Origin of the sequence: Xanthomonas sp. NCPPB 1638 (assembly GCF_041475635.2) — a bacterium.
Lineage (GTDB): Bacteria > Pseudomonadota > Gammaproteobacteria > Xanthomonadales > Xanthomonadaceae > Xanthomonas > Xanthomonas cucurbitae.
In genome coordinates this window covers 1,268,315-1,282,583 of sequence record NZ_CM192984.1, presented here as the reverse complement: position 1 = coordinate 1,282,583, position 14,269 = coordinate 1,268,315, and the positions used below count along the sequence as shown (strand labels likewise).

Annotated in this window: 9 protein-coding genes; 4 read left to right on the top strand and 5 right to left on the bottom strand. The window is 66.9% G+C overall.

The window, feature by feature from the left end; genetic code table 11:
• Positions 1-30: 30 nt before the first annotated feature.
• The 5 genes from mmsB to ACCQ13_RS05500 form a co-directional block, all read right to left on the bottom strand.
• Positions 31-933 (bottom strand): 3-hydroxyisobutyrate dehydrogenase, encoded by a 903-nt coding sequence (mmsB, locus tag ACCQ13_RS05520; protein ID WP_208800636.1) that lies wholly within the window; start codon positions 931-933, stop codon positions 31-33.
• Between the two features lie 124 nt (positions 934-1,057).
• Positions 1,058-2,245 (bottom strand): enoyl-CoA hydratase/isomerase family protein, encoded by a 1,188-nt coding sequence (locus ACCQ13_RS05515; protein WP_208800634.1) that lies wholly within the window; start codon positions 2,243-2,245, stop codon positions 1,058-1,060.
• On the bottom strand, positions 2,230-3,027 hold the full coding sequence (locus ACCQ13_RS05510; protein ID WP_159406793.1) for an enoyl-CoA hydratase: 798 nt from the start codon (positions 3,025-3,027) through the stop codon (positions 2,230-2,232). The genes ACCQ13_RS05515 and ACCQ13_RS05510 overlap by 16 nt, the downstream gene beginning before the upstream one ends.
• Positions 3,024-4,205: an acyl-CoA dehydrogenase family protein gene (locus ACCQ13_RS05505; protein ID WP_104602098.1), complete on the bottom strand. Its 1,182-nt coding sequence runs from the start codon at positions 4,203-4,205 to the stop codon at positions 3,024-3,026. The genes ACCQ13_RS05510 and ACCQ13_RS05505 overlap by 4 nt, the downstream gene beginning before the upstream one ends.
• A gap of 10 nt (positions 4,206-4,215) precedes the next feature.
• The gene (locus ACCQ13_RS05500; protein WP_159406792.1) at positions 4,216-5,721 is read right to left on the bottom strand and encodes a CoA-acylating methylmalonate-semialdehyde dehydrogenase; all 1,506 of its coding nucleotides are present in this window, start codon (positions 5,719-5,721) and stop codon (positions 4,216-4,218) included.
• Between the two features lie 135 nt (positions 5,722-5,856).
• Here ACCQ13_RS05500 and ACCQ13_RS05495 point away from each other — a divergent pair, with 135 nt between their 5' ends.
• The 4 genes from ACCQ13_RS05495 (at position 5,857) to galA (ending at position 14,211) form a co-directional block, all read left to right on the top strand.
• Positions 5,857-7,248: a helix-turn-helix domain-containing protein gene (locus tag ACCQ13_RS05495; RefSeq protein ID WP_104602100.1), complete on the top strand. Its 1,392-nt coding sequence runs from the start codon at positions 5,857-5,859 to the stop codon at positions 7,246-7,248.
• Positions 7,249-7,597: 349 nt separating this feature from the next.
• Positions 7,598-10,291, top strand: a complete 2,694-nt coding sequence (locus ACCQ13_RS05490) for a TonB-dependent receptor (protein WP_104602101.1) — start codon at positions 7,598-7,600, stop codon at positions 10,289-10,291.
• Positions 10,292-10,447: 156 nt separating this feature from the next.
• A complete protein-coding gene (locus ACCQ13_RS05485; RefSeq protein ID WP_223214407.1) occupies positions 10,448-11,647 on the top strand; it encodes a glycoside hydrolase family 53 protein in 1,200 nt (399 codons plus the stop codon).
• Positions 11,644-14,211: a beta-galactosidase GalA gene (galA, locus tag ACCQ13_RS05480; RefSeq protein ID WP_159406791.1), complete on the top strand. Its 2,568-nt coding sequence runs from the start codon at positions 11,644-11,646 to the stop codon at positions 14,209-14,211. The genes ACCQ13_RS05485 and galA overlap by 4 nt, the downstream gene beginning before the upstream one ends.
• Positions 14,212-14,269: the final 58 nt, after the last annotated feature.

Sequence of the window (14,269 nt, the reverse complement as noted above, 5' to 3'; positions counted from 1 at the left end):
CGGTGGGCGTCGTGGTTTTATAAGCCGCTCTCAAACCTTGGCGACCAGCTTGACCACACTGGAAAAATCCAGCGCGCCGTTACCCGCCTGACTATTCATCGCATACAGGTTGCGCGCCAGCTCACCCAGCGGGATCGAGACCCCGGCCTGCACCGCCGATTCGGCCACCAGCCCCAGATCCTTGAGCATCAGATCATTGCCGAAGCCGCCGCTGTAGCCGCGCGAAGCCGGCGCGTTGGGTAGCACGCCCGGCCAGGGGTTGCAGACCTCGGTGGCCCAACTGCGGCCGGTACTGACCGCCATCATTTGCGACAGCACGGTTGGATCCAGGCCTTGCGCCACGCCCAGCGCCAGCGCTTCGCCAGTGGCCGCCATGATGACGCCCAACGCCATGTTGTTGCACAGCTTGGCGACCTGGCCGGCACCGTTGTCGCCAACGTGAAAGATGTTCTTACCCATCACCAGCAGCACACCGCGCGCGCGCTCCAGTGCATCGGCAGCACCACCGACGATGAAGGTCAGCGTGCCGGCCACCGCACCAGCGGTGCCGCCGGACACCGGCGCGTCCAGCATCGCCAACCCGCGCGCGCGCGCGGCGTCGGCCAGCTTGCGCGCGGACACCGGTGCGATGGTGCTGCAGTCGATGACCAGCGCGCCGTCCGGGATCTGCGCCAGGAGGCCGCCATCGCCCAGGTACAGGCCTTCCACATGGCGGCTGGCCGGCAACATCGAGATGACGATCTCGGCCTCGGCCAGGGTGTCGTGCGCCGAGCCGGCCACCTGCGCACCGGCGGCCGCAGCGGCGTCCAGCGCGGCGGACACCAGGTCGAACACGCGCACCTGGTGCCCGGCCTTGACCAGGTTGGCGGCCATCGGGCCACCCATGTTGCCCAGGCCGATAAAGGCGATCTTGCTCATCGTGTGGCTCTCCAGGTTGGAGCATGCTTCAAAACAAACGGATCATGCCCTGGCCTGCAATGAACGCATGGCCGCAGGCATGCAGAATCGCTGTATCACGCCGTCGCGCCGGCCTGCACGCCACCGCGCATCGCCACGCCTAGCACGTGCCCAGATCGGCCAGCGGATGTTGCTCCGCCGGCCAGGGGGCATCGAAGAATCCCGCAGCCCACGCCGCATCGGCCTGGGCCAGCGACGCCGGTTGCCACTGTGGCTGGCGGTCCTTGTCGATCAGCAGGGCGCGAATGCCTTCGGCAAAATCGCCGTGCGCGGCGGCATGCAGCGCAACCACGTATTCAGTACGAAACGTCTCGGCCAGCGTGGCGGTGCCGGGATGGCGTTGCAGCTCCCAGGCCAGGCGTACCGAACCGGGCGCACCGGCGGCCAGCGTGATGCGCGCGGCCTGCAACCAGGCATCTTCGCTTTGCAGGGCATCGATGGCCGCAACGACCTGTTCCAGCGTGTCGCCGGACACCAACTGTGCGATCAAGTCCGCATGCAACTGCAGCGGGCCGGGTTGCAGCGGCTGTGCAATGCCTTGCAGGAACGCAGCCAGTTGCGTGCGATCCTCCTGCGCATCGCCGCTCCATGCATGCGCGCTCAGGGCATCGAGCACCGCCGGGTACTGCGCATGTTCCAGCTGCACGTCGGCCAGCCCGGCGTGGATGGCATCGCTGGCATTGAGCACAGCGCCGGTCAATGCCAGGAACAGGCCGGCGCCCTGCGGCACGCGGCGCAGCAGCCAGCTGCCGCCTACATCCGGAAACAGGCCCACGCTGATCTCGGGCATGGCCAGGCGCGAGCGCTCGGTGACCACGCGATGGCTGGCGCCGGACATCAGCCCGATGCCGCCGCCCATCACGATGCCATGGCCCCAGCACAGCACCGGCTTGGGATAGGTGTGGATACGGTAATCCAGCCGATATTCTTCTTCGAAGAAAGTGGCCGCATGCACGTTGTCCTGCGGCCTGGCGCGCCGCCGCGCAGGTTCGGGCACCGCGTCGCGATGCGCGCGCATGCTCTGGTAGAGACCATGCAGATCGCCACCGGCACACAAGGCCTTGTCGCCGGCGCCACGCAGCACCACGCAGGCCATCTGCGCGTCGTCGGCCCAGGCCCGCAACTGCGCATCCAGCAGCCGCGTCATCTCCAGCGACAGCCCATTGAGGGTCTTTGGCGCATTCAAGGTGGCAATGCCGATGCGGTGCCCATCGGCGCAGTCGCGCTGCTCCAACAGCACCGGCGCATCCTCGCGCGTGCTGGCCTGCGGCATCAGCGCGCGCTCCAGCGCGGCGCGCGTTTTTCCAGGAATGCCGCCACGCCCTCGGCCTGGTCGGCCTGCTCGAACAAGTCCACGAAGGCCTCGCGCTCGGCCACCAGGGCTGCGGCATGGGTCCCGTTGCGGGTGGCCTGCACCAACCGCTTGCAAGCGGCGACACTGACCGGACTCTGCTTGCCGGCACGTTGCGCCCAGGCGATCGCCAGCGCGCGTGACTCGCCCTGGCCGACGACCTCTTCCACCAGCCCGATGCGCTGCGCGGTGGCGGCTTCGATGCGCTCGCCGAGCAGGATCATGCGCTTGGCCCAGCCCTCGCCAACCAGCCGCGGCAGGTTCTGGGTGCCACCGGCACACGGCAGCAGGCCCACGCTGGCTTCCGGCAAGGCGAGCTGCGCGTGCTGTTCGGCGATGCGCAGATCACAGGCCAGCGCGCATTCCAGTCCGCCACCCATGGCATACCCGTTGATGGCGGCGATCGACACGCCGCGGAACGCACTCAATGCCTCGAAGGCTTCGCCGAAGCGACGCGCGGCCTCGCGCGCCACGGCCGGGTCGCTACTAGCGAACTGCTTGAGGTCGGCACCGGCACTGAAGAACTTCTCGCCTTCGCCGGTGATAACCAACGCATAGACGCTGCGGTCGGCATCCAGGGCATGTACCAGGTCGCGCAAGGCGGCCAGGCTCTGCACGGCCCAGGTGTTGGCCGGCGGGTTGCTCAGCGTGACGATGGCCACGTGGCCATCGCGTTCGACCTGCAGGCCGGTATGTACACGTCCTTCCCATTCGCTCATCGCAATTCCTCCTCGCCGTTGAGCAGATGACGCGCCACGATCATGCGCATCACTTCGTTGGTGCCTTCCAGGATGCGATGCACGCGGCTGTCGCGCAACAATCGCTCGATTGGATATTCGCGGATATAGCCATACCCGCCATGAATCTGCAGTGCCTCGTCACAGATGGAAAAACCGGCATCGGTGGCAAAGCGCTTGGCCATCGCGCACCACACCGTGGCGTCGCGACTGCCGGCGTCGAGTTTGCGTGCGGCGGTATGCACCATCTGCCGCGCGGCCACCAGTTGCGTGGCCATGTCGGCCAGCTTGAACTGTAGCGCCTGGAAATCGGCCAGTTTCTTGCCGAACTGGCGTCGCTCGCCCATGTAGCGGCGCGCGGCATCCAGCGCGCCCTGCGCGGCACCCAGCGAACAGGCGGCGATATTGATGCGGCCGCCATCCAGCGCCTTCATCGCGATCTTGAAGCCTTCTCCCTCCCGGCCGAGCAGGTTGCCCGCCGGAATGCGCACATCGGCGAAGGTCACCCCGCGCGTGGGCTGGCTGTTCCAGCCCATCTTCTCTTCCTTGCGGCCGTAGCCGATGCCGGGCGCGTCGGCCGGCACCACGAAGGCGCTGATGCCGCGCGCGCCGTCTTCGCCGGTGCGCGCCATCACCACCAGCACATCGGTAGCGCCCGCGCCGGAAATGAAGGCCTTGCTGCCGTTGAGCACGTAGCTGTCGCCATCGCGCTGCGCGCGGGTCTTCAGCGATGCCGCGTCCGAGCCACTGCCCGGTTCGGTCAGGCAGTACGAGCCCAGCTTGGCGCCGCTGGTCATCACCTGGCCCCACTGCGCGCGCACCGCATCGCTGCCATAGCTGGCGATCAGCCAGGTGGCCATGTTGTGGATGCTGATGAAGGCCGAGGTGGAGGGATCCACCGTGGCGAGCTCCTCGAACACCACGGCCGCATCCAGCCGGCGCAGGCCCAGGCCACCCACGCCCTCGTCGGTATACAAACCGCAGAAGCCGAGGTCTGCGGCCTTGGCGATGGCCTCGCGCGGGAAGTGCCCTTCCGCGTCCCATCGCGCGGCGTGCGGCGCCAGTTCCTTGTCGGCAAAGTCGCGTGCGGCGGCGCGGAAGGCCTGCTGCTCGTCGTTCAGATCGGCCGTGTTGGGATGGAGCTGGATGGCTGCGTTCATGGCGATCGGCTCACTTGAGGGAGATGGTGGTGTTGACGCCATGGCTCAGCGTCTGGTCGTCGAACCAGCGCGCGGTCACGGTCTTGGTCTGGGTGTAGAACATCACCACCTGCTTGCCATACGGGCCGAGGTCGCCGAGCTTGGAGGCGCGCGAGCCGGTGAAGGAAAACAGCGGTACCGGCACGGGAATCGGCACGTTGATGCCGACCTGTCCCACGTCGATGTCTTCCTGGAAACGCCGCGCCGCCGCGCCGGACTGGGTGAACAGCGCGGTGCCATTGCCGTTGGGATTGGCGTTGACCAAGGCGATGGCTTCGTCGAGCGTCTCGGCGCCCAGGATCACCAGCACCGGCCCGAAGATCTCTTCGTCGTAGATGCGCATGCCCGGCCTGACCCCGGAAAAGATCGTCGGGCCGACGAAGTTGCCCTGCTCGAAACCCGGCACGGCCGGCGCACGCCCGTCCAGTTCCAGCGTGGCGCCCTGCTCCACGCCCGAGGCGATCAGCGCTTCCACGCGCGTACGCGCGGCGCAGGAAATCAGCGGACCGACATCGGTGCCAGCGGCGTTGCCGGCACCGAGCTTCAAACTTCTGGCCTTGCTGACCAGCGCCGGAATCCACTGCCGCGCCTCACCCACCAGCACCAGCGTGGAGGCGGCCATGCAACGCTGCCCGGCGGCACCGAATGCAGCACCGACCATCGCATTGAGCGTCTGCTCCTGGTTGGCGTCCGGCAGCACCACGGCGTGGTTCTTGGCGCCCATCATGCATTGCACGCGCTTGCCGGCCAGCGAGGCGCGCCGGTACACATGCGTGCCCACCTGGGTGGAGCCGACGAACGACAGCGCCTTGATCTCCGGGTGATCGCACAGCGCGTTGACCACCGCTTCGCCCCCGTGCACCACGTTGAGCACGCCCTTGGGAATGCCGGCCTCCAGGGCCAACTCCACCAGCCGCATGGTCACCATCGGGTCCTGCTCGGACGGCTTGAGCACGAAGGTGTTGCCGGTGGCAATGGCCATCGGGAACATCCATAGCGGAATCATCGCCGGGAAATTGAACGGGGTAATGCCCGCACACACGCCCAGCGGCTGCAGCAGGCTGTAGGTATCCACGCCGGTGGCGACATTGTTGGCCAGCTCGCCCAGTTGCAGGTTGCCGATGGCCGCGGCGTGCTCCACCACTTCCAGCCCACGGAACACATCGCCTTCGGCATCGGCCAGGGTCTTGCCCTGCTCGGCGCTGAGCAGCGCGGCCAGTTCGGGCATGTGTTCGCGGATCAGCTGCTGGTACTTGAGAAAGATGCGCGCACGGGTGCCGATCGGCGTCTTGCGCCAAGTGACGAAGGCACGGCTGGCAGCGGCAACGGCGGCATCGACTTCGGCAATGGTGGCGAATGGCACCTGCGCCAGCACGGCCTGGTCGGCCGGGTTGACCACGTCCTGCCACTGGTCGCTGGCCGACACCACCATTTCACCATCGATCAACAAGGACACGCGGGGGACGGATTGGCTCATCACGGGGCTCGCTCACAGGGGGCATCGGGCCACGCTGGCCCAGTGCTTCGCATTGTTCGCATCACAAACCGGCATTCCCAGCATTCGACTGCTTAATCACGCTAAGCTCCCCGCAGAATCTTGCGAATTTTGCGAATGCCGTATTCCCTTCCCCCGTCGCGTCACCAGCTCGGCCTGCGCCTGCAGCGGCTGCGCCAGCGTCACGGCCTGACCCAGGCCGAGCTGGCGCGCCGGCTGGGCCTGTCGCCCAGCTATCTGAACCAGATCGAGCGCAACCAGCGGCCGCTGACGCTGGCGATCCAGCAGCGGCTCAAGACGGTGCTGGGCGCGCTGGACGGGCTGCACGATCTGGACGACCCGGCTGCGCTGGTCGAGCCACTGGACGACTCCCTGCGCAGCCTGGGCCATGCGCTGTCGCCGGCCGAGCTGCGCGCACTCACCGGCAACCTGCCGCAGGTGGCGCAGGCAGTGCTGGATCTGCACCGCAGCCATCAGCACCTGCTGGAGCGCAATGCCGCGCTGCAGCTGCAGATCGGGGTGGAGCATGCGGCGATGCCATCGCTGTCGCCCGGCGAGCAGGTGCGCGATTACTTCAACCGCGCGCACAACTATCTGCCCGAACTGGACGAGCGCGCCGAAGCACTGCATGCCGAACTCGGTGCGACCACCGACAACCTGCCGCTGCGGCTGCGCCAGCGCCTGGCCGACCGCCACGGCCTGCGGGTGCAGCAATCGCCAGACCTGCACCACGACAAGCGGCATGTGGATGCGCAGGCGCGCGTGCTGTGGCTACCTGCGCACCTGCGCCCGGGCCAGCAGGCGTTCCAATTGGCCGCGCAACTGGCCTTGCTGGAGTGCTCAGCGCTGCTGGACGCACGCATTGCCGATGCCGGTTTCGCCGATGCCGAGCGCATCGCGCTGTCGCGGATCGGGCTGTCGAATTATTTCGCCGGCGCGCTGGTGATGCCCTACAGCGATTTCCTGCACAGCGCACAGGCCTCGCGCTACGACATCGAATGGCTGGCGGACCGGTTCGGGGTGGGCTTCGAAGCGGTCTGCCATCGTTTGAGCACGCTGCAGCGGCATGCTGCGGCCGGGCTGCCGATCTTCTTCATGCGGGTGGACCGCGCCGGCAATGTCTCCAAGCGCCACTCGGCCACCGACTTCCATTTTTCCCACGTCGGTGGTGCCTGCCCGCTGTGGATCGTGTACGAGGCCTTCAACCAGCCCGACCGCATCCTCACCCAGATCGCGCGCATGCCCGACGGGCGGCGCTATTTCTGGCTGGCACGCCAGGTCAGCAGCGGACCGCCGGGCTACGGCCGCCCGCGCAAGACCTTCGCGCTGGCAATGGGCTGCGACCTGCGCCATGCCGACCAACTGGTCTACACACGCGGCTGGGATCTGGACGCGGTAGACGATGCAGTGCCGATCGGCCCGGGCTGCCTGACCTGCGAACGCAGCGACTGCGTGCAACGCGCGTTCCCCGCCCTGCCCCGGCTTGCGGCCAGTGCGCGCGGAGAATGAGGCCAGGGCACACGGCCGCGACCTGGGCAACTTTCGATCCCCTGCGGCACCATCCACGCCGGAGTGTGACGAAACAGACACTAGCGCTGCACTGCAGCATTCCAAGCCAGGATAGCTCCCGCAAAATGCTTCATTGGAATGGAATGACTCGCGCTTCTACCCTGAAGCGGACACATGCAGGACAGGGGGACGCCAACGCGCTCGTCGAGCGGCTTGGCGCCACACAAGTACACCGCAACACGCCTTACCGCCTCACGCCACGCCGGCCCATTCGCGCCTCGCACACCGGCGCCGGCAGGCCGCCGCCAACCATCTTATTCGGTCACTTTATCCTGGGAGGGATCCACCGATGCCTGTTCACCACACCCGCCGCCCGGCCAGCCGGCCTGCGCGCCGCATGCCGGTCCGCGACGTTCTGTGCACCACCATCGCCTTTGTGCTGGTCGCCGCATTCAGCGCGCAGGCGCAGGACACTGCACCGGTGGCACCGCCGGCCAACGACGCCAGCAGCGGCGCCAGCAATGGCCAGGCGCCGGTCACCCTGGACAACATCACCGTCATCGGCCAGCGCGCCAGCCTGAACCGCGCGGTGCAGGCCAAGCAGATGTCCGACCACGTCGTGGAGGTCATCTCCGCCGACACCATGGGCCAGATGCCCAACGTCACCGTGGCCGAGGCGCTGGTGCGCCTGCCTGGCGTCAACGGCACCCGCGACCGCGGCAACGAGAGCCTGGCCACCGTGCGTGGCCTGGGCCCGCGCATGACCATGGGCACCGTCAACGGCCGCGAAATCGCCTCCTCCGAGCCCAACCGGGCGGTGCGCTGGGAAGTGTTTCCCACCGAGGTCGTCTCCACCGTCAAGGTCTACAAGACCCAATCGGCCGACCTGGTGGCCGGCGGCCTGGCCGCCACCGTGGACATCTCCACCATCAGCCCGCTGGACTACACCGGCCCTGGTTTCGTCGGCACCGCTGGCCCGGTGTTCTACGACCACGCCAAGGACGTCCCCGGCTACACCCCGTGGGGCAGCCGCTTCGGCGCCAGCTGGGTGCACAAGCTCAATGACAATCTCGCCGTTGCCTTGGGCGCCACCTACCAGAAACAGAAGAACGCCGGTTCCTCGATCGGCAGCTGGGGCTATACCGATGCCGCCAGCGCACGCGACATCAATGGCGATGGCACTCCCGATCCCACCCCGTGGGGCGCGGCCGACCAGCTCAAGCTGATCGACCAGACCCGCACCGGCGCCATGGGCACGGTGCAATGGCGCTCGGGCAACCTCGAATTGAAGCTCGACGGCCTGTATTCGCGCATCGCCATCGAAGAGGACCAGCTGCAGAACTGGTTCAACGGGCTGGCTTACAGCGTCTTCTCCAGCGGCGCCAATCCCTACACCACGCCCGGGTCGTCCTACACCATCGTCGGCGGCGACGTGGTGGCCGGCACGCTCGCCAACTCCAACCTGCAGGTCGACCATGTGGTCAGCCATTACAACGAGATCAAGACGCTCGCCGCCGGCGGCCTGAACGCCAAGTGGAGCGGCGATGTGTGGACGCTGGCCGGCGATCTGTCGTTCTCGCAGGCCAAGCGCGACAACGAATGGCGGGCGGTGCGCTTTGGCAGCAATCCGGACACGCTCTCCTTCGACTTCCGCCGCACCGTCAAGCCCACCATCAGCACCAGCTCGGACGCGCCTGAGTGGGGCCTCAACGGCCAGACCGACCCGCAGGCACTGCGCGACAAGATCGCCGCGCTGGCGCTCAACGCCAGCCGCGCAGTGGACGCAGGCCCGTTCACCACGCTGGAAGTGGGCGCACGCGCGGCGCAACGCGAGAAGCAGAATCGACGCTTCCTGAGCACCCAGTCGAACTTCGACCAACCGATCTCCGCCTACCAGGGCCTGATCTACCCGGTCACCATGCCGGGCTTGAACGTGCCCACGCTGACCGGCGGCAACCTGGACGACATCGCCCGCATCGGCTTCGGCGGATTCGACCGGGCCCTGCTCAGCGAACAGATGCTCGATCACTGGGCGGTCAAGGAAGACGTGCGCGAAGCCTTTGCCAAGGCGGTCTTCAGCGCGCAGCTGTTCGGCACCGACGTCACCGGCAATATCGGCGTGCGGCTGGTCAACACCAAGACCGATAGCCAGGGCTTCGATTCGGTGGGCAGCACCATCCAGCCCAGCAGCGCCAGCAAGCAATACACCGATGTACTGCCCAGCGCCACGCTCAACTTCCTGATCGACGAGCAGCGCATCCTGCGCATGGCGGTGGCCAAGGTCATCGCCCGCCCGCCGCTGGACGAACTGCGCACCGGTCGCCGCCTGGACGATCCCAACGTCACCGTCGGCCAGCTCACCGGCAGCGGCGGCAATCCGCAGCTGGACCCCTTCAGGGCCACCCAGCTCGATGTGTCCTACGAGTGGTACTTCCACAAGGAGGCGCTGGCGGCATTGGCGGTGTATCGCAAGGAAGTGGACTCAAGCATCGGCTACCGCACCGACCGCGAAGTCATCAACGGGCTGGATTACCTGGTCAGCGCGCCGTTCAACGGCGGCGGCGGCCACATCAATGGTGTTGAACTCACCTTGCAGACGCCGTTCTTCTTCATCCCGCACCTGGAAAACTTCGGCGTGTACTCCAACTACTCGCTGGTGGATTCCAACCTCAAGGAATTCTCGCCGGAAGACAACCCGCTGCCGCTGAGCGGCCTGGCGCGTAGGACCGGCACCTTCGACCTGTGGTACAGCAACGGCACCTTCGAAGCACGCGTGGGCTACAAGTACCACAGCCCTTACACCGTGGTGTACGGCTGGAACGCGGCACGCCTGGCCCGGCTGCAGAGCGAGGGCACGGTGGATCTGAGCTTGAACTGGCAGTACAGCAAGCAGCTCGGTTTCCGCTTCCAGGCGAGCAATCTCACCAACGAACCGCTGCGCGCCTACACCGACAACCGCCCCAACCGCCTGGCCAATCAGGACGATGGCGGCTACCAGTTGTTCGGCCGGCGCTATCAGCTGGAGGCGACCTACCGCTTCTGATCCCCCCGTGCCTGGCGCGCGCCATCAAACGGGCGCGGCCACTGCGCGGCAGCGAACTGCAACCCCGGTTGCAGTTCCGCACACCCGCCGCGCGGCACGCCGGCCGCATGCAGCACGCTGTCGGCCGCTCTATTGTTGCTTTGCCTGAGGAATCGCATGCGCTCCACACGCCGCTTCTGGATGCCGACGCTGCTGGCGTTGGCCGTCTCCGTCTCCGCCCACGCCGCCGCACCCGCCACGCTGTATCTCGGCGCGGACCTGTCCTACGTCAACGAGATGGAGGAATGCGGCGTTCGCTACCGCGACAACGGCGTGGTCACCGATCCGTTCGAACTGTTCCGCGCGCATGGCGCCAATCTGGTGCGCGTGCGGCTGTGGAACGATGCCCGCTGGACCAAGTACAGCGACCTGTCCGACGTCAAGAAGACCATTGCCCGCGCACGCGCGCAGGGCATGCAGGTGCTGCTGGACCTGCATTATTCCGACGAATGGGCCGATGGCGACAAACAGCTGATTCCCAAGGCCTGGGCCAGCATCACCGATACCGACGAGCTGGCCCGCATCCTCTACGGCTTTACCTACGACACGCTCAGTGCGCTGGATCGCGCCGGACTGATGCCGGAACTGGTGCAGGTCGGCAACGAAAGCAATTCCGACCTGATGGCCAGCCAGCCCTGGGACAAGCAGCGCCCCATCGACTGGCAACGCAATGCCAAGCTGTTCAATGCCGGCATCCAGGCCGTGCGCGACATGAGTACGCGTTCTGCGATCAAGCCGCGGGTGATGCTGCATATCGCCCAGCCAGAGAACGTGGAACCGTGGTTCGCCGCCGCCACCAAAGCCGGCGTCACCGACTTCGACTTGATCGGCATCAGCTACTACCGCAAGTGGTCCACCCAATCGATGGCGCAGTTGGGCAAGACCATCCAGCGCCTGCGCGGGCGCTTCGCTGCCGACGTGGTGGTGGTGGAAACCGCGTATCCATGGACCCTGGAATCGGGCGACACCTCGCCCAACCTGCTCGGCGCAGACTCGCTGATCGCCGGCTACCCCGCCACCCCGCAGGGGCAGGCACGCTACATGATCGACCTGACCCAACTGGTGATCGACACCGGTGGCGCCGGCGTCGTGTACTGGGAGCCGGCCTGGACCAGCAGCAGCTGCAAGACCCGCTGGGGCACCGGTTCCTCGTGGGAGAACGCCAGTTTCTTCGACTTCCGGCACGGCAACGAACTGCTGCCTGCCATCGACTTCATGCGCCACCCCTACACCGGTGCGCCGGCCTCCTACCATCCCGGCACGCGTGCGCCGGGGGCGGACAGGCCGGCCACGGTCCGCAAGGAGACCCAGCCATGACCGGCATCAATCGCCGCACACTCCTGCGCGGCATGCTTGCAAGTAGCGTCAGTGCCGCCCTGCCGGCCGCTGCCACCGGCGCCCTGGCACCGGCCGTTGCCGGCGCCGCAGCGGCGAGCGCGAGCAATACCGCAGCAACCGAAACACTGGGCGATGCCGCGCTGGCACCGCGCGACCGACTGCTGTTCGATTTCGGCTGGCGCTTCCATCTGGGCCACGCCAGCGACCCCGCGCGCGATTTCGAGTTCGGCACCTTCCAGCGCAGCTTCGCCAAGGCAGGCAAGGACACCGCCACCGCAGCGCAGCTGGACTTCGACGACAGCGCCTGGCAGCAGGTGGATCTGCCGCACGATTGGGCAGTGACCCTGCCCTTCCGGCGCGAGCCGATCTCGGCAACCATGACCGAGGAAGACCCGGCCGCCTCGCACGGCTACAAGGCGCTGGGCACCAGCTTTCCAGAAAACAGCGTCGGCTGGTATCGGCGCATGCTGCAGATTCCCGCAGACGACCTGGGCAAGCGCATCTGCCTGGTGTTCGACGGCGTGTTCCGCGATTGCATCGTGTTCTGCAATGGCCACATTGTCGGCCGCAATGCCAGCGGTTACTGCGGCTTTGAGGTCGACCTCAGCGAAGTGCTCGACTACGGCAAGCCCAATGTCATCGCCGTACGCGTGGATGCCACCCTGGGCGAAGGCTGGTTCTACGAAGGCGCCGGCATCTACCGCCACCTGTGGTTGCAGAAGACCGATCCGCTACATGTGCCACCGCACGGCGTGTTCGTGCGCAATACCATCGAATCCGGCAACGCTACCGCGCAGGTCTCCACCGAGGTGCGCAACGACGGCACCGTGCCGCGCCAGTGCGCGGTGCAAACGCGTATCACCGCGCCCGACGGTCGCGTCGTCGCGCAGGCGGTCAGCGCCGTGGTCACCGTTGCGCCCGGCCAGGTGCAGCAGGTCGAACAACACTTGCCACTGGGCCAGGCCGCACTGTGGTCGGTGGAGACCCCACAGCTCTACAGCGCCACTGCCAGCATCCACAGCCAGGGCCGCGCGACCGACGCGGTGACTGCCACCTTCGGCGTGCGCAGCATCGCCTTCGACGCGCAGCGCGGCTTCCTGTTGAACGGCGCACCGCTCAAGCTACACGGCACCAACAATCACCAGGACCATGCCGGCGTCGGCACCGCCATTCCCGATGCCTTGCATGAATGGCGCCTACGCCAGCTCAAATCGATGGGCTGCAACGCGTACCGCAGCTCGCACAACCCGGCCACGCCCGAACTGCTGACCCTGTGCGATCGCCTCGGCATGTTGGTGATCGAAGAAACCCGGCGCATGTCCACCGACCCGGAGGCGATGGGCGAGCTGGAAACGATGGTGCGGCGCGGCCGCAACCATCCCAGCGTGATCCTGTGGTCGCTCGGCAACGAAGAACCGCAGCAGGTCACCGAACGCGGCGCGCGCATCGTCACCCGCATGCAACAGCGCGTGCGCCAGCTCGACCCCACCCGCCCCACCACCTTCGCCATGGACAAAGGCTTCGGCGATGGAGTGGGCCAGGTGGTGGACGTGGTCGGCTTCAACTACCGCACCAGCCAGATGGATGGCTTCCACGCGCGCTACCCGAACATTCCGATCTACGGCAGCGAGACCGGCAGCACCGTGTCGGTGCGCGGCAACTACCGCCGCGAAGACACCCGCGGCTATACGCGCGCCTACGACCTGGACCACCCCTGGTGGGCCAGCACCGCCGAAGCCTGGTGGAGCTATGTCGCCCAACGCCCCTATGTTGCCGGCGGCTTTATCTGGACCGGCTTCGACTATCGCGGCGAACCCACCCCGTACAACCGCTGGCCCAACGTCGCTTCGCAGTTCGGCGTACTCGACAGCTGCGGCTTCCCCAAGGACAACTACTGGTACTACCGCGCACAGTGGACCAGCGAACCGGTGCTGCACCTGTTCCCGCACTGGAACTGGGACGGCCTGCTGCAACCGGACGACAATGGTCACATCGCCGTCTGGTGCCATAGCAACCTGGAAGCGGTGGAACTGCTGGTCAACGGCGTCAGCCAGGGACTGCAGCAGGTTCCTGCCTATGGCCATGTGGAATGGCGTGTGGCCTACGCTCCGGGCGCGATCGAAGCGCGCGGCTATCGCGGTGGCAAGCTGGTGCTGAGCGAGCGCCGCGAAACCACCGGCGCAGCAGCCGCTATTCGCCTGAGTTGCGATCGCGATGCGTTGCGCGCCGATGCCGAGGACGTAGCGGTGGTCAAGGTGGAAATCGTCGATGCCCAAGGTCGCCTCGTGCCCGATGCCGACCACCTGGTGCAGTTCGCGCTGCGTGGCCCTGCCAAGCTGATCGGCGTAGGCAACGGCGACCCCACCAGCCACGAAGACGACAAGGCACCGCAGCGCAAGGCGTTCAATGGGCTATGTGCGGCGCTGCTGCAAACCACCCGCAACAACGGCGATATCGTGCTACAGGCGACCGCGCCTGGACTGAACTCGGCCAGGTTGCGCCTGCGCACAGATGCGGTGAAAGCGCGTACCTGGGTGGTTTAAAGAAGCGGCGGCCCTGCGCCATGCGGGAGGCACCGCATGGCGCAGGACCAATCAGCGC